A 24,925-nucleotide genomic window follows, 5' to 3' on the forward strand; every position below is an offset into this window, starting at 1 on the left:
TTCTCCCCTCACAGGCGGAACCAGCGTTCCTGTCCGGGTGGGACGGTGAGCCTCCGCTCGCCGGGGAGCACGACGGCGAGCGGGCCCTCGGGTGAGGCGGGAACCCGAACGGCCAGCCGCCCGGGGAGGATCCGCAGGCGCACCCCTCGATGCCGGCCGCAGCACAGAGTGAAGGTGAACCGTGGGATCTCCGCGAGTGCCACCGGAGCCACGCGAAGCCCCTCCGGTCCCGTTTCCAGGCCGGTGATCCCGCGTTCGACGAGGTCGAGAGTGCCGGCCATCGCGCCGAGGTGAACACCCTCGCCGGTCGTTCCGCCCTGGACGTCGGCCACGTCGGCGAGCAGTGCCTCCTCGCAGTAGCGCCAGGCGTCCGCGCCTTTCTGCCGGGCCAGTACCCACCCGTGGACGAGGCTGCTGAGTGTCGAGCCGTGGCTGGTGCGCCGCAGGTAGTACGAGACGGTCGCGCGCCACGTCTCGTCGTCCAGCGTGTGGCCGAGCCGGCCGAACAGACCGCACAACTCCTCGGGCCGGAAGAGATGGCCGAGCATGAGCGTGTCGGCCTGCTTCGACGCCTGATAGCGGTTGACCGTGTCGCCCTCGGCCTCCAGGATCCGATCGAGTCTGCGGATCTCGCCGTAACGGGCCCGGTACGCCTCCCAGTCGAGCTCCGCCAGCTCGCCGTACCCCTCGAACTGGCTCACCACGCCCTGATGGAACGGCACGTACAGACGGTGGGAGACGTCCTCCCAGCGGGCGAGTTCGCCGTCGTCCAGCGACAGTTGCTCCGAGAGTTCCGCGCGGCCGGCCTCGGGCAGTTCGCCGAGCAGGTCGAGGCCGCGGGCGAGCACCCAGGCGGCGGTCGCGTTGGTGTAGGCGTTGTCGTCGATCCCCGGGGTCGCGGCGTCGGGGTAGGCGTCGTGGTACTCGTCGGGTCCCACGACCCCACGGATGCGATAGCGACCGAGCGCCGGATCGAACGTGGCGGCCCCGGCCCAGTAGCGGGCGATCTCAAGGAGGATCTCCGCCCCTGCGGAGTGGAGGAACCCGCGATCGCCGGTGGCCTGGGCGTACTGCCAGGCGTTGTACGCGACGGCCGAGCCCACATGGCGCTGGAGCCGGGAGTGGTCGGCCAGCCACCGGCCCGAGCGCGGGTTGAGGTGCAGGGCCTGTGTCTCCTCACGGCCCGAGCTCGCGCTCTGCCAGGGATACATGGCCCCTTGCTGACCGGCAAGGCGGGCGGCCGCGCGGGCGGCCGGCAGCCGGCGATGCCGGTACATGAGCAGCGCCCGGGCCACCTCGGGGAAGTGGAGGTCGAGGTAGGGCAGCACGAAGAGCTCGTCCCAGAAGACATGCCCCCGGTACGCCTCACCGTGCAGCCCGCGAGCCGGCACGCCCACGTCGAGTTCCGCCGTGTGCGGGGAGAGCGTCTGCAGCAGGTGGAACACGTGCAGCCGCAGGATGCGTCCGACCTCCCCGGGCACGTGCAACTCACCCTGCTCCCACATGCGATGCCAGGCCGACTTGTGGGCCGAGAGCAGCCGGGGGAAAGCCGGAGCACGAGCGATCATGTCGAGGGCCGCGGAGTGCGGCTCGGCGGCGGGCCGGTCCAGCGAGGTACGCAGCGCCAGGGTCTTCACGACCATGGCCGAGCGGCGGGGACCGACCGGAAGGCGGTACGTCTGCACGGTGCCGACCGACGTGGCCGCCTCCCGCGCGGGCCGCACGGGACGGGTGAGCGTGCGCACGGCCATGGCGATCCTGATGCCCGGGTCGACGGTACGACAGGAGATCCAGGCGACGCCCTCGGGCTGGAATCCGGTCCGGTGGTCGGTGAGATGACGCCCGTCGAGGTGCCGGTAGCGCTCGACTCCGGCGTTGGTGACGGCGCCGTCGAGAACGGACTGCACCTCGACGTAACCGCTCCACCCGTAGGCGCGGAAGACGGTGCACTGAGCCGCCAGCCCAGGGGCCCCCATGTGAACGACGCGGATGTGGCTGACCCGCAGGCCCCGTCCGCGGGCGTCCTCGAAGAACAGACGTCGGGTGAGCACACCCGCGCGCAGGTCGAGGCTCACGTCGTAGTGGCGCAGCTCCCCTGCGTCGGGCGTCAGCCAGTCGCCGGGTGGCCCGTCGTCCGGCACGCGGCGATAGCGCAGAAGCGTCCAGTTCGGGAGGTTGACGAGGTCCTCGTTCTCCACCCGCTCGCCCTCGACGACCGAGGTGAGCCGGTCGTAGCAGCCGGCCAGATAGGTGCCCGGGTAATGCGTGGTCCCGGCGGTGCACTCGGGAGCGGAGCCCCGGGTGGCGAACCGACCGTTGCCGAGAGTGCAGAGCGCTTCGACCAACGGCTCGCGTTCCGGGTCGTACCGGTCGTAACTCCACGTCCAGCTGGTGGTCATACGCGGTCACCCCACACTCTTCGGACCAGCGTCATGAGATCGGGCACCACCAGGTCGGCACCCTGCTCCCGCAAGGGAGCGGCGGCGCGCCCCAGCGGTGTGCGATCGACACCGACGACAAGACCGAATCCGCCGCGACTGGCTGCCTCGACTCCGGCGAGTGCGTCCTCGGCGACCGCGGTCTCCTGCGGGCGGCTGCCGAGGAGGGCCGCCGCCCGCAGGAAGAGCGCGGGATCCGGCTTGCCGGCGAGGCCGAGACGGGCGGCGTCCTCGCCGTCCACGATCACGGCGAGGAAGCCGGCGAGCTCGGCGGCGCCTATCAGCGCCCGGGCATGATGGGAGGCGGACACCGCGGCGCACGGCACGCCCGCCGTGGCCAGGGCCGCGAGAGCCGGCCGGGCGTCGGTGAAGGCGGTGACGCCTTCCGTACGAAGCAGATCGACGAACGCCTGTTCCTTGTGTGCCGCGACGGCCCAGACCGTGCCGGAGCCGGGTGCGTCGTGGGGCTCTCCCGGTGGGAGGTGAAGGCCGCGGGCGCTGAGGAAGGCCGCGGCGCCGTCGTACCGGGACCTGCCGTCGACGAGCCGGCGGTACTCGGCGTCCGCGTCGAAGGGCGGCTGTGTCCCACTGCCGGGCGCCAGTTCGCCGAGGCAGGCGTCGAACGCGACCTTCCACGCCGCCGCGTGCACGACGGCGGAGTCGAGCAGAACACCGTCGGTGTCGAGAACGACACCCTCCGGCGGCCGAGAACCCCGGCCGCGGCCGTTCATCAGGCCACCGGCGGGGCAGGCAGGCTCACGGCCGTGTGCTGCGGGCCCCCCAGCGCGACCTTGATGGCACCGGTCTCGGCCGCGCGGCCGAAGACCTCGTACGCCTCCTCCATCTCATCCAGCTCGAACCGGTGGGTGACCAGTTCCTCCGACGGCAGCCGTCCGGCGGCCATCATGCGCAGCAGCAGGGGCGTGGACGAGGTGTCCACGAGTCCCGTGGTGATGGTGACGTCCTTGATCCACAGGTCTTCGAGGTGGAGGGCAGCGGGCTTCCCGTGGACTCCGATGTTGGCGACCCGACCCCCGGGCCGGACCATGCGGGTGCACATCTCGAACGCCTCCGGAACGCCGACGGCCTCCATGACGACGTCGGCGCCGAGGCCGTCGGTCAGATCCGCGACCAGCTGTTCCGGTTGCTCCCCGGTGGTCACGGTGGCGTCGGCGCCCAGGGTACGGGCGGCGGTCAGCCGCGACTCGGCCAGGTCGACGGCGATGATCCGGCCCGGGCTGTAGAAGCGGGCGGTGGTGATGGCGGCCAGACCTACGGGACCCGCGCCGACCACGACCACCGTGTCGGCGGGGCGCACGGCGCCGTTCAGCACACCTACCTCGTAGGCGGTCGGGAAGATGTCGGCGAGGAGGACGGCGTCGAAGCTGTCGATCGAGTCCGGCAGCGGGTGGACGGACAGGTCGGCGAAGGGCACCCGGACGTATTCGGCCTGTGTGCCGTCGATGGTGTGGCCGAGGATCCAGCCGCCTCCGCCGCGGCACTGTCCGTAGCGGCTCTCCCGGCAGAAGCGGCACCTGCCGCAGGCGGAGATGCAGGAGATCAGGACTCGGTCGCCCGGTCGCACCGTGCGGACGTCGCCACCTGTGTCGACCACCGTGCCGACCGCCTCGTGGCCGAGAGTCCGGCCGGGCGTCACCTCCGGCACGTCCCCCTTCAGGATGTGGAGGTCCGTGCCGCAGATGGTGACGGCGTCGACGCGAACGATCGCGTCGGCGGGGTCCTCGACGACCGGGTCGGACACGTCCTGCCAGGCGATCCGGCCCGGCCCCTGAAAGACGAGTGCCTTCATGGCGCCCACCAACTTCCTCGCGCGTCGTTGCGGTCCCCGTCCACCAGGCTCCGGGGAGTGCTCCGGCGGCGCATGGGCCGGTCGGCCCCCGAAGGGGACCGCTCGGACCCTCCTGGCCGGGTTGGTCCGGACGCGAGGGTGGAGACCGGCCCACACTCCGAAGGAGGGCTGGCCATGTCCGAGGCAGCCCCGTTCCCCGCCCCTGCCGCTCCCAGGCCGGCTCTGCTCAGCTTCCTGGGCGGCGTGGGGACGGTCACCGGAAGCAAGTTCCTGGTCGAGAGCGACCATGCCCGGATCCTCCTCGACTGCGGTCTCTTCCAGGGTTTCGCGAACCTGCGACGCCGCAACCGGGAACGTTTCGCCCGCGACGCCGCGGACGTCGACGCCGTGGTCGTCACCCACGCCCACCTGGACCACTGCGGCTACCTGCCCCGCCTGGTCCGCCAGGGCTTCCGTGGGCCGATCCTCACCAGCGCCCACACGGCCCGGCTCGCCGGGATCGTGCTCCGCGACAGCGCCCGTCTCCAGATGGAGGCCGCCCGGCATGCCGACGAACACGGCTGGCCGTTCTCGGGCGCCGATGTGCTGCTCATGGAGTCCACGTACGGCGACCGCCGCCACGACCAGGAATCCGCACGTTCGGAGTTCGCCTCCGTGATCGAGCGCGCCCTGGCTCGCCACGGCACCGTGGTGATTCCCGCCTTCGCGATCGACCGCACCGAGGTCGTCCTGCATGAACTGACCCGGCTTCGCGAAACGGGCGCCCTGCCCCGCTCGGTCCCCGTGTATGTGGACAGCCCCATGGCGCTGGCGGCCCTCGACGTCTACCGGGACGCCGTACGGGGGCGCTCCGCCGAACTGCGGCCGGAGATCCTCGCCCGTGGAGAGGCCGCGCTGAGCCCGAGCCGTTCCTCGCCGCCAGAACGGTCCAGGAGTCCATCGACATCAACAGCGCTCGAGGACCCGCCGTCATCGTCTCCTCGGCCGGGATGGCCACCGGTGGCCGCGTCCTGCACCACCTCCACCGGCTGCTCCCCGACCCGCGCAACGCGGTCGTCGTGGTCGGCTTCGCCGCAGCCGGCACCCGGGCGCGTGACCTGGTGGACGGAGCACGGGCGCTCAAGATGTTCGGCGAGTACGTGCCCGTACGGGCCGAGGTCGCCGACGTCCCCCACTTCTCGGCCCATGCCGACGCCGTACAGATCATCGACTGGCTGCGCGGCTCCCCTCCCCCGCACACCACGTACCTCGTCCACGGCGAACCGGCCGCTTCCGAGGCCCTGCGCGACCGCATCGACGGCGAGCTGGGCTGGACGGCCGTCGTCCCCCGCTCCGGTGAGAGTGTCCTGGTCCGCTGAGTTCAAGGAGATCGTCGCCGCCATGAAGCGGTGGAAGGTGACGGCCGTACCGGTCGTCGAGGGAGAAAGCCGCGTCGTCGGGGTGGTCTCCGAGGCCGATCTGCTCCTCAAGGAGGAGTTCCATGACCACGCCCTCGGTCTCGTCGAACAGATGCGCCGGCTCGACGCCACGGCCAAGGCGGGTTCCCGCCGGGCCGAGGACCTGACGACCTCGCCCGCTGTCACCGTCCGGACGAGGATCTCGCGGCCCGCCTGGCCCGCGCCGTCGAAGGCGTGGTGGACGTACGGTGCGCACCCACCGCCAAGAGCCGGACGTAGCCGTGTCCGGCCGTTCCCGTGCGGTTCACGGGGCCGCCGCGCATGCTCGAAGTATGTCTCAGGTGACCAGCACGGACCTGTACGAGGTCACGATGGCGCTCTCGTACCTGCGGGAGGGCATGCGGGCACCGGCCACCTTCAGTCTCTTCGTCCGCGATCTCCCCCCGGGCCGCGGGTTCCTCGTCGCGGCGGGGCTCGAACCGGCCCTCGACTACCTTTCCCGGTTCCGGGTGGGCCGCTCCGACGTCCTGGAGTTCGCCGAGGCGCTGCGGCGGCCGATCGAGGACCTGGAACCGCTCCATGGTCTGTCCTTCGACGGCCAGGTCCGCGCTGTGCCCGAAGGACGGCTCGTCCTCGCGGGTGAGCCGCTCCTGGAGGTCACCGCACCGCTGGCGCAGGCTCAACTCGTGGAGACGTACCTGCTGTCGCTCCTCTGCCATCAGACGACGGTCGCGTCGAAGGCGGCACGGTGTGTGCTCGGCGGCGGCGGGCGGCCCCTGGTGGACTTCTCGCTGCGCCGCACCCACGGGCCCGAGGCCGGCATGCAGGCGGCGCGCCTGTGCGCGCTGGTCGGCTTCGCCGGCACGAGCAACGTCGCCGCAGCGAACCGGTTCGGTATCCCGGCAGTCGGCACCATGGCCCACTCCTACATCGAGACCTTCAGCTCCGAGGAGGAGGCGTTCCGGGCCTTCGCCCGCACCCATCCGGGCCCGGTGACCTTCCTTGTCGACACCTACGACACCGACCGCGGCGTCGCGACCGCCGCACGCGTCCTCACAGACCTCGGGCTCGGTCCGGCCTGCGCGGTCCGGCTCGACAGCGGCGACCTGGGCTCGCTCGCCCGCCGGGCCCGTACCGCACTCGACGAGGCGGGACTCGGGGACGTGCGCATCATCGCGAGCGGCGGCCTGGACGAGTACTCCATCGCCACACTCGTACGGAGCGGGGCGCCCATCGATGTCTTCGCCGTGGGGACGAAGCTCGGCACGGCCGCCGACGCGCCCTACCTGGACGCGGCGTACAAGCTGGTCGAGTACGACGGGCGACCCGTCATGAAGCTCTCGTCGGCGAAGGTGACTGCTCCGGGCCCGAAGCAGGTCTTTCGCGGCGTCGGCCTCCACGATGTCATCGCCCTGGCGCACGAGGAACCGCCCGAAGGCAAGCAGCCGCTGCTGAGGACCGTGATGCGCGGCGGGCTCCGCACCGTGCCGCCCGACACCCTGGACGCCGCCCGCGCCCGCTTCGAGGCCGACGTCGAAGCACTGCCGGAGGAGGCCCGGCGCATCGAGGATCCGGTGCCGCCGTCGCCGGTGGTGTCGACCCGGCTGACGGCCCTCACCGCAGTCGTGCGGCACAGGCTCGAGGAGCGGACGCGCGACGGGCGGTAGCACCGGCGTCACGCCGCAGTGGCAGCGCGCCCGAAGGGGCGAGCAGGCACCGCCACCGGGCTGAGATCGAAGCCGGGGGCGGGACTCCGTCGCCGCTCGTGGGAACAGTGTCGGGATGTCGTGGCTTGCGACGCCCGCGGGCGCTGTCCTGGTGCTGTTCATCCTCCGGGACGTGTTCCACACGCTCTGGCACCCGACCCGTCACGGAGGTCTGAGCAGACTGGTGATGACGTCCATGTGGCGGCTGTCCGCCCGCCTCGGCACGAGGTGGCGGCCCGCCGGTCTCGCGGGCCCGCTCGGCATGGTGACCGTCTTCGCCACGTGGGCGCTGACCGTGGCCGTGGGATGGGCTCTCATCTACTGGCCCCACATGCCGGAGGACTTCTCGTACGCGGCCGGGCTCGTCCCGTCCGAACACGCGGGCCCGCTCGACGCCCTCTACGTCTCGCTGGTCACCTTGGCCACGCTCGGCCTCGGCGACATCGCGCCGACATCCGGCTGGCTGCGCGTGTTCGCCCCCGTCGAGGCCCTCGTGGGCTTCGTCCTGCTGTCGGCGACCGTCGCCTGGATCCTCGGCATCTACCCGGCCCTGGCCAGCCGCAGAGCGCTGGCCCTGCGGCTGTCGCACGTGCGCCGAAGCCGGGCCACCGCCCAGGCGCTCGACTCCGCCGGGGGTGCGGCGCTCCTCGACGGCCTCGCCTCGGCCCTCTCCACCCTCACGGTCGACTTCCAGCAGTACGCCGAGTCGTACTACTTCCACGACGGGAACGAGAACACGTCCCTGCCCCGGCAGCTGCCGTATGCCGTCGGCCTCGCGGACCAGGCCACCCGGGCGCATCACCCGGACGTCAGGCTCTCCGAGTCGGTCCTGCGCTGGGCACTGGAAGACCTGGCCGTCGTGCTCGACGAGCGCTTCCTGCACACGGGCGAGGGGCCAGAGCGGGTGTTCGCCTCCTATGCCGACGACCACGGGCAGCGCCAGGGGCCGGACGGCCCTCCCCAGGACGACGGATCCGGGCGATCCTGAACAGTGAGGGCCGCCGGTCGAACGCGCGAGAAAGGCAGGCTGTGCAACAACGTCGACGGTGTCGTGGAGGGCGTCGACCGGCTCAGGTACGAAGACGACGACCTGTCGAGGAAGTGACGGTCATGGAAACCCCCCGCACCCCGCACAGTCCCGTGGCGGTATCCGCCGAACTCGACAGCCGGCTGTCCCGCTGGCTGTGGCTGGTCAAGTGGATCCTGGTGCTCCCCCACTGGATCGTGCTGCTCTTCCTCTGGATCGCCTTCCTCGTCGTGACGGTGATCGCGTTCTTCGCCATCCTCTTCACCGAACGCTTCCCCCGGGGCCTGTTCGACTTCAACCTCGGCGTGCTCCGCTGGTCCTGGCGCGTGTCGTACTACTCGTACGGCGCCCTGGGCACAGACCGCTACCCGCCCTTCAGCCTGGGCCCCGAGCCCGACTACCCGGCCCGTCTGGACATCGCCTACCCGGAGCGGCTGTCGCGCTCGCTGGTGCTGGTCAAGTGGTGGCTGCTCGCCATCCCCCAGTACCTTGTGGTCGCCTTCTTCACCAGCGGCATGCACGCAGGATGGTGGAGCGGCGGACTCATCACTCTGTTGGCGCTCATCGCGGCCTTCGCCCTCGCCTTCACCGAGCGCTATCCGCGCGACCTGTTCGTCCTGATCGTCGGACTGAACCGCTGGGTCCTGCGCGTCGCCGCCTACGCGAGCCTCATGACGGACGCCTACCCGCCCTTCCGCCTCGACCAGGGCGGTACGGAGACCGCCGGGACCGAACGCGCCGCGGACAGCAGCTGACGGTCACGTCGCCCGGCGTCGGGTCACTGGGGTCGCAGGGACATGTACGGGCCCGGGCCGGCGGACGTTCTCGGGTTGTTCCCCCACCGCGGGTGCGAGGGACTGCGGGTTCGCGCCGTACCGGGCGGCGACGGACGGTTCCTGGGCCGGCCCGGTGGTGGTGGCCCGGACCTGGTGACGGTGGGCGTCGAGATCGTTGGGGGTGGCCGGCCGATGGATCCACGACACCGGTCAGCGGGCGGCGCCGAGTTCCGTTCCGATGTGGTGCGCCCATTCCCGGATACGTTCCGGATTGCGGAAGTCGCCGCCCTTTCCACGACTCACCAGGTGCCGGACGACCGGGTCCGACGTCTCGGCGGACATGGATCCACCGAAGGTCATGTGCCCGCGAGCACCGAGCTTCCTCATCCGCCGGGCCACTCCTCGTACGGGCGGGACGACCGCGTCGAAGCCGTCCTCCCGGAGCGTCCGGCCGATCTCTTCGGCGATTCCGGCGGTCGCGCCGGCCTTGCTGCCGTAGGCGACCAGGACGCGCTTGGGGTTCATGATCGGGCTCCCTGGGCCGGCCTGGCGGTCCGCTTCACCTGAATGGTCCGTACGGCGTTGGTCTCCTCCTCATCGGGCATCGGGACACGGATGGCGAGGATGCCGTCCGCGTACGACGCCTCGACGTCGTCGGCGGGGATCGTGGCCGGGAGGCGCACGGTCCTGCGGAACGATCCGTAGCGGAACTCCGAGTGCTCCTTGTCCTCCTTGGTCTCGCTGTGCTCCGCGCTCACCGTGATGAGGTTGTCGTCGACGGTGATCGAGATGTCCTCGTCCGGGTCCATGCCCGGCAGCTCGGCTCGCAGCACGTACACGCCGTCGCCGCTGGTCATCTCGACCGGGATGGAGTGGGCGGCCGACGCGGGTCGCCACCCGGGCACGCCGGGGAACTCCCGGTTGAACCAGTCGTTGAAATCGGGGAAGAGGCTGCGCCTGCGTTCCACCTTGCCTCCGGCCATTGTTCTGCTCCTCGTGTACAGGGCCCAGGCCGGTCGCCGTGGACCCGAGTCGTGCGGACAGGCGGCGGATCGGGTCGTGGAGCCCGGTCCGACTCCCTAGCCCCATCGTCCGCCCGCGAGGTCGCGTGGCGCAGTGGCCAAGGGGGCTGTCCGATGGGGCCGAACGGGCCGCACCGGGAGGGGACCGACCGGCCCATGGCCCCGCAGCTCTTTCGGTGGTGTCAGCGGCCGATCCTGTCGGTCGTACCGGAACGGGACCGGTCAGCCCAACCTGGATCGCCGATCCGACGCTCACGCTGCGGGAGGGGGACGGACGGCACGCAGGCGCGCCTCTCGCAGGCTCGCCTCCTCGACCGCGAAGGCGACCGCGGCCCGTGAGGACTCGCTTCCGTCCACGCCGACAACGAGGGTCGGTGGGTGCACGGCGGTGTGCTCAGGTGCGCGGACCACGACGACGGGAGAGCGGGCCCGCGCCGTGAGCGGGACGACCACGGAGCTCTCACCGAATATCTCGCCCGCCCTGCCGAGACGACGCGAGCCGACGACGACGAGTGCGGAGTGCTCCGCCATGTCGCGCAGCACGGTCGCCGGCACACCGTTCACACGTTCCGTCACGGTCCGCAGACCGTGGTGCAGTTTCCGGACGAGGTCCTCCGCGTTCACGATCGCCGACTCCGCGCGGATACGCAGGGGCCAGCGCGGCGAACGCGTCCCCGTCGGCCGACCGCGCTCGCCGACACCGCGTCCCAGTTTGATCGGCTCGATCAACCGAGGAAGCTCAGCCGCACCTGACGCTCCGGGTTGTCCTTGTTCGTGTCGACGAGACAGATCGACTGCCAGGTGCCCAGCTCCAGGCGGCCGCCCAGGACCGGGAGGGTCGCGTGGGGTGGGACCAGGGCGGGGAGGACGTGGTCGCGGCCGTGGCCCGGGGAGCCGTGGCGGTGTTGCCAGCGGTCGTCGGCCGGGAGGAGGTGGTGGAGCGCCGTCAGGAGGTCGGTGTCGCTGCCCGCGCCGGTTTCGAGGATGGCCAGGCCGGCCGTGGCGTGGGGGACGAAGAGGTTGAGGAGGCCGTCCTGGGCCGGGGCGGTCTCGGTGAGGAAGTCCGCGCAGGCTCGGGTCAGGTCGGTGACCGTCTCCGAGGAGCCGGTGGTGAGCGTCAGGACGCGGGTGCTGAAGGTCGACATGGGGCCATCCTGCCGCTCACAGCGCGGGACGGCGCGTCCACGCTCCGAGACGGCGTTGACCGCCACCGGAACGAGTCGCTACGTTCGCGCCATGTTGCGTACAGCCCTGCTCACCACGCGCGGTCACATCGACCTGCTGCGGGTGGCCTCCGCCGCGTGTCGTCGCGGCTGCTGACGCCCTCTCACACCCTGAGTTCTCCGCGCTGACCCCCCTCGTCGCCCGCCGTTTCCGGCGCGTGCGCGGGCGCTGACGCGTACTCATTCGTCTCCCCTCCCTTTTCCTCCCTGCGGAGTGACCTCATGACGGTCGGCCATGCCCCGCCCGCTTCACTGCCGGACATATCCCCTGTTTCGCCACTTGAGGAGGTGACCCCCGACGCTCGCGGCGGTTCCGGGTGGCTCGCGCGCACGCCGCGCTGGTTGCGGCGGGCCGTCGGGCCCCTGCTGTTGCTCGTCACCTGGCAGGTGCTCAGTTCGGCCGGCGTTCTGCCCGCCGACGTGCTCGCCTCCCCCGGGACCATCGCCCGCGCCGGTGGAGAGCTGATCGCCGACGGCACCCTGCCGCACGCCATGGGCGTCTCGCTCCAACGCGTCGCCGTCGGGCTGCTGTTGGGCGGCACGATCGGGGTGTCGCTCGCGCTGGTCTCGGGGCTCTCGCGGCTCGGCGAGGATCTCGTCGACGCGACCGTGCAGATGCTGCGGACCGTCCCCTGGGTGGGGCTCATCCCGCTGTTCATCATCTGGCTGGGCATCGGTGAGGCGCCCAAGGTGGCGCTCATCGCGCTCGGTGTCGCCTTCCATCTGTATCTGAACGTGTACGCCGGCATCCGGGGCGTCGACGCCCAACTGGTCGAGGCCGGGGAGTCGTTGGGGCTCAAACGCTGGGGGCTGATCCGGCACGTGGTGCTGCCCGGGGCGCTGCCGGGCGCCATGACCGGGCTGCGGTACTCCCTCGCGACCGCGTGGCTCGCGCTCGTCTTCGGGGAGTCGATCAACGCCGACGCCGGCATCGGCTTCCTGATGAACCAGGCGCGGGAGTTCTTCCGTACCGACGTCATCGTCGTCTGCCTCGTCGTCTACGCCTTCCTCGGCCTGCTGGCCGACGCCGTCGTCCGTACTCTCGAAAGGCTGCTGCTGCAATGGCGACCGACCTTCACCGGGCAGTGACCGTCGAGGGGCTGACCCGCTCCTTCGACGGCCGTCCCGTCATCGACGACCTCGATCTGACCCTGCGGGCGGGCGAGTTCACCGCGCTCCTCGGACACAGCGGCTGCGGCAAGTCCACGTTGCTTCGGGTCCTCGCGGGGCTCGACCGGGAGATCTCCGGGACCGTCCTCGTGCCCCGGCGCCGGGCGGTCGCCTTCCAGGCGCCCCGTCTGATGCCGTGGAAGCGGGTGTGGCGCAACGTGCTCCTCGGGCTGCCCGGCAGGCCCGAACGGTCCGTCGCCGAAAGGGCGTTGGAAGAGGTCGGGCTCAGCCATCGCTCGGGCGCCTGGCCCAAGACCCTGTCCGGCGGTGAGGCCCAGCGCGCCTCGCTCGCCCGCGCCCTCGTCCGGGAACCCGACCTCCTGCTGCTCGACGAGCCGTTCGGGGCCCTCGACGCGCTCACCCGAATCAAGGCCCAGCGTCTGGTAGCCGAGTTGTGGCAGCGGCGTGGGTGCGCGGTCCTCCTCGTGACGCACGACGTCGACGAGGCGCTACTCCTCGCCGACCGCGCCCTGGTGATGCGGGACGGCGTCATCGCGTACGACACGCCCGTCGCCCTCGACCGCCCCCGCGCCGCCGGCGACCCCGCCTTCGCAGCCCTGCGCTCCCGTCTCCTCGCCGAGCTCGGCGTCGAGGCCGAGCTCCCCGCCGTCCACCAAGCCGCCTGACCTCCGCGACCCGAGAGACCCGAGAGACCTCCATGAAGCGCTCACTCCTGCCCGCCGTCCTCCTCCTTCCCCTCGCGCTGCTCGCCTCCGCCTGCTCCTCCCCCTCGTCAGCCGACTCGGGATCCAACTCCGACGGCAAGGGCTCCGTCGTCCTCAACGTCGGCGACCAGAAGGGTGGTTCGGAGGCCGTCCTGCGGGCGGCCGGCGAACTCGACGATCTGCCCTACCGCATCCAGTGGTCGACCTTCACCTCCGGACCACCGCTCCTGGAGGCGGTCAACGCCAAGGCCGTCGACATCGGTTCGGTCGGCAACACCCCGCCCGTGTTCGCCGCCGGCGCCGACTCGAAGATCACCGTGGTCGCCGCCACGCACAGCGACTCGGCCGGCGAGGCGATCCTCGTGCCGAAGGATTCGCCGATCCGCACCCCCAAGGAGCTGAAGGGCCGTACGGTCGCCGTCGCCCAAGGCAGCTCCGCCCACTACCAGTTGGTCGCCTCGCTCAAGCAGGCGGGGCTCACGCTCGACGACATCAAGGTGACCCTGCTCCAGCCCGCCGACGCGCTCGCCGCGTTCACCAGCGGCAAGGTCGACGCGTGGGCCGTCTGGGACCCGTACACCTCGCAGGTCCTCGCCAACGGCAAGGCGCGGATCCTGACCGACGGCCGGGGCGTGGTCAACGGGCTCGGATTCTCGGTCGCCTCGCCCGCCGCGCTCGCCGACAAGGAGAAGGCCGCCGCGATCGGCGACTTCATCGACCGGCTGCGGCGCGCCCAGGACTGGGTCTACGACCACCCGGACGTCTGGGCCAAGGTGTGGGCGAAGGAGACCGGGCTGCCCTACGAGGTGGCGCTCGCCGCCGTGAAGCGCAGCAGCGGCACCCGGATCGCGGTCGCGCTCGACAAGGAGGCCATCGCCTCCGAGCAGGCGATCGCCGACACCTTCGCCGAACTGAAGCTGATCCCACGGAAGTTCGACTTCGCCGACTACGTCGACACCCGCTTCAACAAGAACCTGCCGCCGTCCACCACCGCGCCGCGCGGCTACGGAAAGGGATCCACCTCATGACCGTCCATCTGCACTGGTTCCTGCCGACCGGCGGCGACGGCCGTACGCTCGTCGACCGGCACGCCTACACCGACGGCGGCATCACCCGGTCCCGTGCCGTGACCGGCGTACGCGCCCCCGACATCGACTATCTGACCCAGATCGCCAAAGCCGCCGAGCAGTTGGGCTTCGAGGCCGTCCTGACCCCGACCGGCACATGGTGCGAGGACGCCTGGCTGACGACGGCGGCGCTCGCCCAGCACACCGAGCGACTCAAGTTCCTGGTGGCGTTCCGTCCTGGCGTGATCTCGCCCGTCCTCGCGGCACAGATGGCCGCCACGTATCAGCGGATCACTCGGGGGCGGCTGCTGCTCAACGTCGTGACGGGCGGCGACTCGGTGGAGCAGCGGCGCTTCGGCGACCACCTTGACCACGACCGGCGCTATGCCCGCACGGCCGAGTTCCTGAAGGTCGTGCGCGGGGCGTGGACCGGGCAGCCGTACGACTTCGAGGGCGAGCACTACCAGGTGGAGGGCGCGCTGACCGCCCTGCCGCCGGACCCCCTGCCGGAGATCTTCTTCGGTGGCTCGTCGGCGGCGGCCGGGCCGGTCGCGGCGGAGCACGCGGACGTGTATCTGACCTGGGGCGAGCCGCCGTGGCAGGTCAAGGAGAAGATCGACTGGATCCGGAAGCTCGCCGAGGAGCGCGGACGCGAGGTGCGGTTCGGCATCCGGCTGCACACCATCTCCCGGGACTCCGCACGCGAGGCGTGGACGGTGGCGGACCGGCTGCTGTCCGACCTCGACGCGGAGACGATCGCGGCCGCGCAGCAGACGCTCGGCCGCAGCGAGTCGGTCGGTCAGCAGCGGATGCTGGCGCTGCACGGCGGCGGCTCGCTCGACCGGGACAAGCTGGAGATCGCGCCGAACCTGTGGGCGGGCGTCGGTCTCGTACGGGGTGGGGCCGGCACCGCGCTCGTGGGCAGCCACGCCGATGTGGCCGACCGGATCGAGGAGTACCACGACCTCGGGGTGGAGCACTTCGTGCTCTCCGGCTACCCGCATCTGGAGGAGGCGTACTGGTTCGGGGAGGGCGTGACCCCCGAACTCGCGGCGCGCGGTCTCCTGCCGAGGATCCCCGCGTCACCGCTGCTCGGCGTGCCGGCCGCCAACGGGCGCCCGGCGTCCGCGCCCGGCGGCGCCCCGCTGCTCCTGGCGGGCGGCGGGCGGTAGCGCCGAGCGGTGGACGGCGGGTGAGAGACGCGGTGCCCGGTGTCCCCTTCTGGGGTGGGGGACACCGGGCACCGCCCGCGGCAGCGACGAGGGCGGGAAGATCCTCGGCCCCTCCACGGTTAGTGGAATCGTGAACGATTTCGGGGTACGAGACGTGGACGTGGTCGTCATCGGTGCGGGCCAGGCCGGGCTCTCCGCCGCCTACCACCTGCGCCGCACCGGCCTGGTCCCCGACCGGGACTTCGTCGTCGTCGACCACGCCCCGCGCCCCGGCGGCGCCTGGCAGTTCCGCTGGCCCTCGCTCACGTACGGCAAGGTCCACGGCATGCACGCGCTGCCCGGCATGGAGCTGACCGGCGCCGACGACCGCCGGCCCTCGTCCGAGGTGATCGGCGCGTACTTCGCGGCGTACGAGGACCGCTTCGACCTGCGCGTCCACCGACCGGTGGAGGTGCGCGCCGTCCGTGAGGGCGAGGGCGGCCGGCTGCTCGTGGAGACCTCGGAGGGGACGTACGCCACCCGCTCGCTGATCAACGCGACCGGCACCTGGGACCGCCCCTTCTGGCCCCGCTACCCGGGCCAGGAGACCTTCCGCGGCCGTCAGCTGCACACCGCGAACTACCCGGGGCCCGAGGAGTTCGCAGGTCAGCGGGTGATTGTCGTGGGCGGCGGAGCGTCCGGGACCCAGCACCTGATGGAGATCGCCGAGGTCGCGGCGGAGACCACCTGGGTGACGCGGCGCGAGCCCGTCTACCGCGAGGGCCCGTTCGACGAGACGGTCGGCCGGGCGGCGGTCGCGCTGGTCGAGGAGCGGGTACGGAAGGGGCTGCCGCCGCAGAGCGTCGTCTCCGTCACGGGCCTGCCGCTCACCGACGCCATCCGCGAGGCCCGCCGAAGCGGTGTCCTCGACCGGAACCCCATGTTCGACCGCATCACCCCGACCGGTGTGGCCTGGGCCGACGGCCGGACCGTCGACGCCGACGTGATCCTCTGGGCCACCGGCTTCCGCGCCGCGATCGACCACCTGGCCCCGCTCCGCCTCCGCGAGTCGGGCGGCGGCATCCAGGTGGAGGGGACGCGGGCGGTACGGGACGAGCGCGTCCATCTCGTCGGGTACGGGCCTTCGGCCTCGACGATCGGCGCCAACCGGGCCGGGCGCGCGGCCGTCACCGAGATCCGCCGCCTCCTGGAGCGGCAGCCGGAGCCAGTGGCCGTACCGTAAGACGCGGATCAGCCCTCTCCCCTGGCCGCACGGCGAACGAGGTTGAACTCCTCGACGTTCCTCTGGTGTTCGGCGTAGTCGGCGGTGAACCGGGTGTCCCCCGGCTGCACGGTCACGAAGTACAGCCAGTCGCCCTTGGCCGGTTCGATGGCGGCCGTCATCGCCTGCTCCCCCGGGTTCCCGATCGGGGTGGGCGGGAGGCCGGTGCGCTCGTAGGTGTTGAAGGGGCTCTCGATCTTGGTGTCCGCGTGCGTGGTGTCCACGGTGGAACGGCCCAGGGCGTAGTTCAGGGTCGAGTCCATCTGGAGCGCCATGCCCCGGGCGAGCCGGTTGTAGACGACCCGGGCGACCTTGCCCATGTCCTCGGTGGTGTCGGCCTCCGCCTGGACGATGCTCGCGATGATCACCGTCTGGTGCACGCTGACGCCGTTGCGCTGGGCGCCCGCGGTGATGCGCTCGGCGCCGAAGCGCTTGCCGGCCGTCTGGACCATGTAGCGGAGCAGGCTCTCCGGGGTGGTCGCCGACACGACCGGATAGGTCGCGGGGAAGAGGTACCCCTCGGGGTTTCCCGCGGCGGCGCCCGGCAGACCCAGGGGGGTGGCCGGGGTGTCGGCGGCCTTGCGGGTGGTGCCCGCGGCGAGGCCGAGGGAGCGGTCGACGGCTGTGTAGACCTGTCCGGCCCGCCAGCCTTCGGGGATGAGGAGGGTCCGCTGTTTCTCGGGGGCGGGCTTCTCCTGGCCGCCGAGGAGCAGCAGCAGGGGGACGGTGATCGCCGCGGCCACGGCGACGGCGGCGCCGATGAGCAGGGCGATCCGGCCGCGCCGCGTGAGCCGGGGCCGGCGACGGTGTTCGGGCTGCCAGGACCGGTACGTCATGGGCGCACGCTAACCCGGCCCGCCCACGAATCCGGGGAGCCCCGCACACGCGGCGGCGCCGCCGGCCCCCTGGGACGGGGGACCGACGGCGCCGCTTTCTCCTGCCGGGCGAACCGGGCGGAAGGGTCGGACGGAACAGCCGTCAGACGAGCCAGCCCAGGAAGTGGAAGACGCCGGCGAGCAGGTTGGTGATGACGTTCATGGTGGTGCTTCTCCTTGTGCAAAGTGGATCTGTGGGACAGTGCGCGGTCGCGGTCTGCAGCCCGTCGCTTGCGCACCGTAATCATCAGCTGCCACAAGGGAGTTGAGCAACGAATCCGGGAACGATCACACGTTCTGGGGAACAACCGCTCCCACGTTCGCGTGTTCGTCTCTGCGCACCAGGGCTGCGTACCGGCCGTCGCGGGCGAGGAGTTCCTCGTGGGTGCCGCGCTCGGCGATCCGGCCCGCGTCGAGGACCACGATCTGATCGGCGTCCCGGACGGTGGAGAGACGGTGGGCGATGGTGATCGTGGTACGTCCGGCGGAGAGGGCGTCGATGGCCTGCTGGACGGCGTGTTCGGTACGGGTGTCCAGGGCGCTGGTCGCCTCGTCGAGGATGAGCACGGGCGGGTCGCGCAGGATGGTGCGGGCGATGGCGAGGCGCTGCTTCTCGCCGCCCGAGAAGCGGTAGCCGCGCTCGCCGACGAGGGTGTCGTACCCGTCGGGCAGGCCGGCGATGTGGTCGTGGATCTGCGCGGCGCGGGCGGCCTCGTGGATCTCCTCGTCGGTGGCGTCGGGCTTGGCGAAGCGCAGGTTGTCGGCGACCGACGCGTGGAAGAGGTACGTCTCCTGGGAGACCACGCCGACCGCGCGGGCGAGGGTGTCGAAGTCGAGCTCGCGGACGTCGACGCCGTCGAGGAGGACCCGGCCGCCGGTCACGTCGTAGAGCCGGGGGACGAGGTAGCTGAGCGTGGACTTGCCGGATCCGGTGGGGCCGACCACGGCGAGGCTGCCGCCGGCCGGAACGGTCAGGTCGACGGCGTCGAGCGTGGGCCGGCCCGCGTTCTCGGGGTCGTAGCGGAAGTCCACGTTCTCGAAGGTGACCTCGCCGCTGATCTTCGGGAGCCGGACCGGGTCGGCGGGCTCGGTGATGGAGACGGGCAGGTCGAGGTATTCGAAGATCCGCTGGAAGAGCGCGAGCGAGGTCTGCATCTGGACGCCGGTGGAGAGCAGGCTCACGGTCGGCCGGAAGAGGCCCTGCTGGAGCGAGACGAAGGCGACCAGGGTGCCCAGCGAGATGGCGGGGCCGCCGGTCTGGAGGGCGAGGCCCGCGGCCCAGTAGATCAGCGCGGGCATGGCGGCCATGACGATGCCGATGGTGGACATCCGCCAGCGTCCGGCCATGGAGGAGCGCACTTCGAGGTCGACGAGGCGCTCGGACTCTTCGGCGAAGGACCTGGTCAGCGAGTCGGAGCGGCCCATGGTGCGGCCGAGGAGGATGCCGCTGACGGAGAGCGACTCGGTGACGGTCGCGGCCATGACGGCCATCTGCTTCTGCCGCTGCGTGGTGATCTTCTTGCGCTCGCGGCCGACGCGGCGGCTGATCCAGACGAAGACCGGCAGCAGGAGCAGCGAGACGACGGTGAGCCGCCAGTCGAGCGCGAGCATCGCGACGACGGTGGCGACGACGGCGGTGAGGTTCGAGACGAGGGAGGTGGCGGTCGAGGTGACCGTCGCCTGCATGCCGCCGATGTCGTTGGCGATCCGGGACTGAACCTCGCCGGTGCGCGTGCGGGTGAAGAAGGCAAGCGGCATCCGCTGCAGCTGGCCGTAGACCGCGGTGCGCAGGTCGTGCATCACGCGCTGGCCGACGGTGGTGGAGATCAGCGTCTGGAGCACGCCGAAGACGCTGGTCATCACGGCGGTGACGATCATGCCGAGGGCGAGCAGGCTGAGCAGCCCGGTGCGGCCCTGCGGGATCGCGACGTCGAGGATCTCCTTGAGCAGGAAAGGTGACGCCACCGACACCAGCGACGAGGCGCCGACGAGCAGGCCGACGAGCGCGAGCCGCCCGCGGTAGGGACGGAAGAGCCGCAGGATGCGCCGCGTCTGGGCGGGCTCCTTCGGCTGCGTGGCATCACGGGGCGGGGGCGTCCATTCGGACTCTTCATGGATACGCATGGGCTCCTACGACGGTGTGAGAGGTCAGGACGATCAGATCATAGCTCACTGTTACCTATACTCACAATGAACCAGGTCCTGATATTGTTCCCCCATGAACAGCCCCGACGCCGACGGCCTCCTCGCCGAGCAGCTCCTCCGCCTCACCCGCCGGCTGCAGCGCAGCCAGAAGCGGCTGCTCGAGCCGGTCGGCATCACCCCCGCCCAGTCCCGGCTGCTGCGCACGGTCTCGCATTACGAGCAGCCGCCCCGGATGGCCGATCTCGCCGAGCGCCTGGAGGTGGTCCCGCGGGCCGTCACTAGTCTCGTGGACGGTCTGGAGGCCGCGGGGCGGGTCCGCCGTGTGGCCGATCCGACGAACCGACGGGTCATCAGGATCGAGCTGACGGACACCGGTCGGGAGACGCTGCGCGCGTTGCGCAGCGCGCGTCGCGCGGCCGCAGAGGACATTCTTGCTCCATTGACCGTCGACCAGCGCGAGGTGCTCGGAGGTCTGCTGTCCGCTCTGGTCGACCACGTGCCGGAGCGCCGCTGCTGACCGCTCGGGTGCCGGGAGCGCCGAGGGGAGCCGTGACATGCCACTGCTGGAGCCGAACCCGCAGGCCCTGCGCCCCGGTACGGAGCGCACTCCCGCCCCCGACCGGGTTCCCGACCTCCAGTCCCGGGGCACCCCGCGCCGACTGCGGGAGGAGCTGGTCGCGCTCCTCGGCCCCGAGAAGGTCCTCTCGAAGATCTCCGACCTCGTGCGGTACGCCTCCGACGCCAGCCCCTACCGCTTCGTGCCGCAGGTCGTCGTGGTCGCGGAGGACATCGACGACATCTCCGCCGTCCTGTCGTACGCCCACGGCAAGGGCCGCGAGGTGGTGTTCCGGGCGGCCGGGACCAGTCTGAACGGGCAGGCGCAGGGCGAGGACATCCTCGTCGACGTGCGGCGGCACTGGGTCGGTGTCGAGGTCCTCGACGACGGCGCCCGCGCCCGGATCCGCCCCGGCACCACCGTCGTCCGGGCCAACGCGGCCCTCGCCCGGTACGGCCGGGTCCTCGGCCCCGACCCGGCGAGCGCCGTCGCCTGTACGATCGGCGGGGTCGTCGCCAACAACGCCTCGGGCATGACGGCGGGGACGACCAGGAACTCGTACCGTACGGTCTCCTCCCTCACCGTCGTCCTGCCGAGCGGGACCGTCGTGGACACCGGCGACCCGGCCGCCGACGAGGAGCTCGCCCGCGCCGAGCCCCGCCTCTGCGCGGGGCTGCTGGAGCTGAAGGCCGAGATCGAGGCGGACGCGGAGCTGGTGGACCGGATCCGCGCCAAGTACGCCATCAAGAACACCAACGGCTACCGCCTGGACGCCTTCCTGGACGGCGCGACGCCGGTGGAGATCCTGCGCGGGCTCATGGTCGGCTCGGAGGGCACGTTCGGCTTCATCTCCGAGGTCGTCTTCGACACGCTCCCGTTGGACCGCCAGGTCTCCACGGCGCTGCTCTTCTTCCCCTCGCTGACCGCCGCTGCCGCCGCCGTGCCGCGCTTCAACGAGGCCGGGGCGCTCGCGGTCGAGCTGATGGACGGCAACACGCTGCGGGCCTCGGTCAGCGTCGCGGGCGTGCCCACCGACTGGGCGGAGCTGCCCAAGGAGACGACGGCGCTCCTGGTGGAGTTCCGCGCCCCGGACACCGCGGCGCAGGAGGCGTACGAGCGGGCGGCCGCCGCCGTTCTCGCGGAGCTCGAGCTCGTCGCGCCCGTCGCGTCGGTGGACAACGCGCTCACCCGCGACCCCGGCAGGATCGCCGGGTACTGGAAGGCCCGCAAGGCGTTCGTGACGGCGGTGGGCGGCTCCCGGCCCTCCGGTACGACGCTGATCACGGAGGACTTCGCCGTGCCGCCGGCCCGGCTCGCCGAGGCCTGCGCCGACCTCCTGGAGCTGCAGTCCCGGCACGGCTTCGACGCGGCCGTGGCCGGTCACGCCGCCCACGGCAATCTGCACTTCCTGCTGGCCTTCGACGCCGGCGACCCGGCGGACGTGGAGCGGTACGCCGCGTTCATGGACGAGTTCTGCAAGCTGACGGTCGAGCGGTTCGACGGCTCGCTCAAGGCCGAGCACGCGACCGGCCGCAACATCGCCCCGTTCCTGGAGCTGGAGTGGGGGCCGAGGGCGACGGAGCTGATGTGGCGGATCAAGGAGCTCGTCGACCCCGACGGGGTGCTGGCCCCGCGGATCGTCCTCGACCGCGACCCGCAGGCCCATCTCCGGGGCCTGAAGACGATCCCGCGGGTCGAGGACATCGCCGACCCGTGCATCGAGTGCGGCTTCTGCGAACCGACGTGTCCCAGCCAGGATCTGACGACGACTCCGCGGCAGCGCATCGTGCTGCGCCGGGAGGTGATGCGCCAGGCCGACGGCTCCGCCGTCGAGGCGAACCTCCTGGAGGCGTACGGCTACGACGCCGTGGACACCTGCGCCGGCGACTCCACCTGCAAGCTGGCCTGCCCGGTCGGGATCGACACCGGGGCGCTGATGAAGGAGTTCCGCCATCAGCGGCACTCGACGCGCGAGGAGCGGATCGCGGCGCTCGCGGCCAGGAACTTCCGGGCCGTGGAGGCCTCGGCGCGGCTCGCCGTCGCGGCGGCCGACCGGATCGGCGACCGGATCCTGGGGGCGGCGACCGGTCTGGCGCGCAAGGTGGTCCGGCCCGATCTCGTACCGGAGTGGCTGCCGGAGATCCCGGGCGCGGCCGGCCGCCGGCTCCCCCGGACGCACCGCCCGGCGGCCGTCGCCGTGTACTACCCGGCCTGTGTGAACCGGATCTTCGGTGGCCCTCAGGGGCGGCGGGGGCCGTCGCTGCCGGAGGCGGTGGTGGCGCTCTCCGGCCGGGCGGGCCGGCCGGTGTGGATCCCGGACGACGTGGCCGGTACGTGCTGCGCGACGATCTGGCACTCCAAGGGGTACGAGCGGGGCAACGAGGTGATGGCCAACCGGATCGTGGAGGCGGCCTGGGGCTGGACGGCGGGCGGGCGGCTGCCGCTGGTGGTCGACGCGTCCTCGTGCACGCTCGGCATCGCCGATGAGGTGGTGCCGTATCTCACGGACGACAACCGGGAGTTGCACGCGGCGCTGACCGTCGTCGACTCCCTGGTCTGGGCGGCGGACGAGCTGCTGCCCCGGCTCGACGTGCGTCGCACGGTGGAGTCGGCGGTGGTGCACCCGACCTGCTCGATGCGGCATCTGGGGGACGAGGAGCAGCTGACGGCGCTCGCGCGGGCGTGCGCCGAGGAGGTCGTCGTACCGGCCGACGCGGGCTGCTGCGCCTTCGCGGGCGACCGGGGCATGCTGCATCCGGAGCTGACGGCCTCGGCGACCGCCCGTGAGGCGGCCGAGGTGACGGCGCGTCCGTTCGCTCTCCATCTGTCGGCCAACCGGATGTGCGAGATCGGCATGGACCGGGCGACGGGCCGGAGCTATCAGTCGGCCCTGCTCGCCCTGGAGCGCGCGACGCGTCCCTGACGGCGCGTCACCCTTTTGCCGACGGATGACGAGGTCCCTTGCCCCATGTGGGTGAGGGACCCTTGTCGTCCGCATGGTCCGGCGACGCGGAATGGAAGAGTCCAACCACCCGTCGCAAGAGTCCAATCCGCACCCTTGCGCACCACCAGTCCCTGCGGCCAGGGTCCTGAGCGGGATTCATGAGCCAGCCGTGCACACAGCTACTGGAGGTTCCATGAACGACAACGCACCGCAGCCGCCGAGCCGCCGCTCCGTTCTGCGGACCACGGCCGGGGTCGCGGGAGCGGGCATCGGCCTCGGCGCCCTGGGCACCGGAAGCGCCGAGGCCGCCGCGCCGGAGACGGCCACCGCCGCCGCGCAGCCCGCCGGGCAGACCGCCGGGACGCCCCGTCGCAGAGGCGCCACCATGGCGAACGTCCCCTTCACCAAGCGCTCCACGGTCCGGGTCGGGATCGTCGGCCTCGGCAACCGGGGCGACAGCGTGATCGATCTCTTCCTCGTCCTCCCCGGGGTGCGGGTGGTCGCGGTCTGCGACCCGGTCCGCGACAAGACGGAGCGCGCCGCCGCCAAGGTCGTCGCCGCCGGACAGCCGTCGCCGGCCGTGTACACCAACGGCGAGGACGACTACGAGAACCTCTGCAAGCGCACGGACATCGACTTCGTCTATGTGGCGACGCCGTGGGAGCTCCACTTCGAGATGGCGAAGGCCGCCCTGCTGAACGGCAAGCACGTCGGCGTGGAGTGTCCGGTCGCGATGACGCTCAAGGACCTGTGGGAGCTGGTCGACCTCTCCGAGCAGACCCGCCGCCACTGCATGCAGCTGGAGAACTGCTGCTACGGCCGCAACGAGATGCGCGTCCTGCGGATGGCGCACGCGGGCAGGTTCGGCGAGCTGCTGCACGGTGCGGGGGCGTACAACCACGATCTGCGCGAGCTGATGTTCTCGTCGACGTACTACGAGGGCCCGTGGCGCCGGCTCTGGCACACCCGGCTGCGCGGCGACCTGTACCCGAACCACGGCTTCGGTCCGGTCGCCAACTACATGGACGTCAACCGGGGCGACCGGGTGGTCAGCATCAGCAGCTTCGGCACCCCGGCGCTCGGGCTCGCCGACTACCGGGCGAAGCACATGCCGGCGGGCGACCCTAGCTGGAAGGAGTCGTACATCGGCGCCGACCGGACGATCAGCCTGGTCCAGACGGCGAAGGGTCGCGTGATCCGCCTGGAGCACGATGTCTCGACCCCGCACCCGTACAGCAGGATCAACAGCCTGGGCGGCACGCTGGGCGTGTTCGAGGACTATCCGGAGCGGATCTATCTGGAGCCGGACCACCAGGGGCACCAGTGGGGCGACTTCGCGGCGTACGCGCAGGAGTTCGACCACTGGCTCTGGAAGGAGCACGCCAATCCGCCGGGCGGTCACGGCGGGATGGACTACATGATGATCTACCGGCTGATGCAGTGCATGCGGCTCGGTCTGGTCCCCGACTTCGACGTCTACGACGCGGCCACCTGGACGGCCCCAGTGCCGCTCAGCCACGACTCGATCAAGGCCAACGGCGCGCCGCAGGCGATCCCCGACTTCACCCGCGGCGAGTGGACGAAGGCCCGTTCCGGTATGGACTCGGTGAAGCCCGCCTAGGACGACGAGGGCCGCACCCGCTCCGGGAGCGGGTGCGGCCGTCTCTGCCG

21 protein-coding genes and 1 pseudogene are annotated in these 24,925 nt (G+C 71.6%); 13 read left to right on the forward strand and 9 right to left on the reverse strand.

What is annotated here, in order from left to right:
* Positions 1 to 8 precede the first annotated feature (8 nt).
* Genes ACWCO8_RS09420 through ACWCO8_RS09430 form a run of 3 tightly spaced genes read right to left on the reverse strand, consistent with a single transcriptional unit; the run spans position 9 to position 4,248 of the window.
* Positions 9 to 2,399 carry a glycoside hydrolase family 65 protein gene (locus ACWCO8_RS09420; protein ID WP_451031737.1) on the reverse strand — a complete coding sequence of 797 codons (2,391 nt, stop codon included), beginning with the start codon at positions 2,397 to 2,399 and terminating at the stop codon, positions 9 to 11.
* On the reverse strand, positions 2,396 to 3,169 hold the full coding sequence (locus ACWCO8_RS09425) for an HAD family hydrolase (RefSeq protein WP_451031738.1): 774 nt from the start codon (positions 3,167 to 3,169) through the stop codon (positions 2,396 to 2,398). The genes ACWCO8_RS09420 and ACWCO8_RS09425 overlap by 4 nt, the downstream gene beginning before the upstream one ends.
* The gene (locus tag ACWCO8_RS09430) at positions 3,169 to 4,248 is read right to left on the reverse strand and encodes a zinc-dependent alcohol dehydrogenase family protein (RefSeq protein WP_451031739.1); all 1,080 of its coding nucleotides are present in this window, start codon (positions 4,246 to 4,248) and stop codon (positions 3,169 to 3,171) included. Before ACWCO8_RS09430 ends, ACWCO8_RS09425 begins: the two co-directional genes overlap by 1 nt.
* 174 nt (positions 4,249 to 4,422) lie before the next feature.
* Here ACWCO8_RS09430 and ACWCO8_RS09435 point away from each other — a divergent pair.
* The 5 genes and pseudogenes from ACWCO8_RS09435 to ACWCO8_RS09455 all read left to right on the forward strand — a co-directional run.
* Positions 4,423 to 4,677, forward strand: a pseudogene (locus ACWCO8_RS09435) (MBL fold metallo-hydrolase); the annotation flags it as partial.
* A 515-nt stretch (positions 4,678 to 5,192) separates the two neighbouring features.
* On the forward strand, positions 5,193 to 5,606 hold the full coding sequence (locus ACWCO8_RS09440) for an MBL fold metallo-hydrolase RNA specificity domain-containing protein (RefSeq protein ID WP_451031926.1): 414 nt from the start codon (positions 5,193 to 5,195) through the stop codon (positions 5,604 to 5,606).
* Positions 5,607 to 5,977: 371 nt separating this feature from the next.
* Complete coding sequence (locus ACWCO8_RS09445) at positions 5,978 to 7,312, forward strand: nicotinate phosphoribosyltransferase (RefSeq protein WP_451031740.1); 1,335 nt, start codon at positions 5,978 to 5,980, stop codon at positions 7,310 to 7,312.
* Positions 7,313 to 7,427: 115 nt separating this feature from the next.
* Entirely contained in the window at positions 7,428 to 8,339 is a 912-nt protein-coding gene (locus tag ACWCO8_RS09450) for a potassium channel family protein (protein WP_451031741.1), read from the forward strand.
* Positions 8,340 to 8,461: 122 nt separating this feature from the next.
* Positions 8,462 to 9,133: a DUF4389 domain-containing protein gene (locus tag ACWCO8_RS09455; protein ID WP_451031742.1), complete on the forward strand. Its 672-nt coding sequence runs from the start codon at positions 8,462 to 8,464 to the stop codon at positions 9,131 to 9,133.
* A gap of 231 nt (positions 9,134 to 9,364) precedes the next feature.
* On the opposite strand, the gene ACWCO8_RS09460 is transcribed toward ACWCO8_RS09455, so the two are convergent.
* The 4 genes from ACWCO8_RS09460 to ACWCO8_RS09475 form a co-directional block, all read right to left on the reverse strand.
* A complete protein-coding gene (locus ACWCO8_RS09460) occupies positions 9,365 to 9,679 on the reverse strand; it encodes a hypothetical protein (RefSeq protein WP_451031743.1) in 315 nt (104 codons plus the stop codon).
* Entirely contained in the window at positions 9,676 to 10,137 is a 462-nt protein-coding gene (locus ACWCO8_RS09465) for an Hsp20/alpha crystallin family protein (RefSeq protein ID WP_451031744.1), read from the reverse strand. Before ACWCO8_RS09465 ends, ACWCO8_RS09460 begins: the two co-directional genes overlap by 4 nt.
* Before the next feature lie 291 nt (positions 10,138 to 10,428).
* Complete coding sequence (locus ACWCO8_RS09470) at positions 10,429 to 10,905, reverse strand: hypothetical protein (RefSeq protein WP_451031745.1); 477 nt, start codon at positions 10,903 to 10,905, stop codon at positions 10,429 to 10,431.
* Positions 10,902 to 11,321 (reverse strand): secondary thiamine-phosphate synthase enzyme YjbQ, encoded by a 420-nt coding sequence (locus ACWCO8_RS09475; RefSeq protein ID WP_451031746.1) that lies wholly within the window; start codon positions 11,319 to 11,321, stop codon positions 10,902 to 10,904. Before ACWCO8_RS09475 ends, ACWCO8_RS09470 begins: the two co-directional genes overlap by 4 nt.
* Before the next feature lie 300 nt (positions 11,322 to 11,621).
* Between ACWCO8_RS09475 and ACWCO8_RS09480 the strand changes: the two genes are divergently transcribed.
* From ACWCO8_RS09480 to ACWCO8_RS09500, 5 genes are all read left to right on the forward strand, one after another.
* Complete coding sequence (locus ACWCO8_RS09480; RefSeq protein ID WP_451031747.1) at positions 11,622 to 12,488, forward strand: ABC transporter permease; 867 nt, start codon at positions 11,622 to 11,624, stop codon at positions 12,486 to 12,488.
* Positions 12,461 to 13,195 (forward strand): ABC transporter ATP-binding protein, encoded by a 735-nt coding sequence (locus tag ACWCO8_RS09485; RefSeq protein WP_451031748.1) that lies wholly within the window; start codon positions 12,461 to 12,463, stop codon positions 13,193 to 13,195. Before ACWCO8_RS09480 ends, ACWCO8_RS09485 begins: the two co-directional genes overlap by 28 nt.
* 32 nt (positions 13,196 to 13,227) lie before the next feature.
* Entirely contained in the window at positions 13,228 to 14,262 is a 1,035-nt protein-coding gene (locus ACWCO8_RS09490; RefSeq protein WP_451031749.1) for an ABC transporter substrate-binding protein, read from the forward strand.
* Positions 14,259 to 15,473, forward strand: coding sequence for an LLM class flavin-dependent oxidoreductase (locus ACWCO8_RS09495; protein WP_451031750.1), 1,215 nt, complete (start codon positions 14,259 to 14,261; stop codon positions 15,471 to 15,473). Before ACWCO8_RS09490 ends, ACWCO8_RS09495 begins: the two co-directional genes overlap by 4 nt.
* A gap of 130 nt (positions 15,474 to 15,603) precedes the next feature.
* Positions 15,604 to 16,695: an NAD(P)-binding domain-containing protein gene (locus ACWCO8_RS09500; protein WP_451031751.1), complete on the forward strand. Its 1,092-nt coding sequence runs from the start codon at positions 15,604 to 15,606 to the stop codon at positions 16,693 to 16,695.
* Between the two features lie 8 nt (positions 16,696 to 16,703).
* On the opposite strand, the gene mltG is transcribed toward ACWCO8_RS09500, so the two are convergent.
* Together mltG and ACWCO8_RS09510 are read right to left on the reverse strand one after the other, a co-directional pair.
* Positions 16,704 to 17,570 carry an endolytic transglycosylase MltG gene (gene mltG / locus ACWCO8_RS09505; RefSeq protein ID WP_451031752.1) on the reverse strand — a complete coding sequence of 289 codons (867 nt, stop codon included), beginning with the start codon at positions 17,568 to 17,570 and terminating at the stop codon, positions 16,704 to 16,706.
* A gap of 327 nt (positions 17,571 to 17,897) precedes the next feature.
* Positions 17,898 to 19,733 (reverse strand): ABC transporter ATP-binding protein, encoded by a 1,836-nt coding sequence (locus ACWCO8_RS09510; protein ID WP_451031753.1) that lies wholly within the window; start codon positions 19,731 to 19,733, stop codon positions 17,898 to 17,900.
* Between the two features lie 94 nt (positions 19,734 to 19,827).
* Here ACWCO8_RS09510 and ACWCO8_RS09515 point away from each other — a divergent pair, with 94 nt between their 5' ends.
* From ACWCO8_RS09515 to ACWCO8_RS09525, 3 genes are all read left to right on the forward strand, one after another.
* Positions 19,828 to 20,271 (forward strand): MarR family winged helix-turn-helix transcriptional regulator, encoded by a 444-nt coding sequence (locus ACWCO8_RS09515; RefSeq protein WP_451031754.1) that lies wholly within the window; start codon positions 19,828 to 19,830, stop codon positions 20,269 to 20,271.
* A gap of 37 nt (positions 20,272 to 20,308) precedes the next feature.
* Positions 20,309 to 23,233, forward strand: a complete 2,925-nt coding sequence (locus tag ACWCO8_RS09520; RefSeq protein ID WP_451031755.1) for an FAD-binding and (Fe-S)-binding domain-containing protein — start codon at positions 20,309 to 20,311, stop codon at positions 23,231 to 23,233.
* A gap of 214 nt (positions 23,234 to 23,447) precedes the next feature.
* Positions 23,448 to 24,875 (forward strand): Gfo/Idh/MocA family protein, encoded by a 1,428-nt coding sequence (locus tag ACWCO8_RS09525; protein ID WP_451031756.1) that lies wholly within the window; start codon positions 23,448 to 23,450, stop codon positions 24,873 to 24,875.
* Positions 24,876 to 24,925: the final 50 nt, after the last annotated feature.

It is taken from the genome of Streptomyces sp. NPDC001927, from assembly GCF_053594455.1.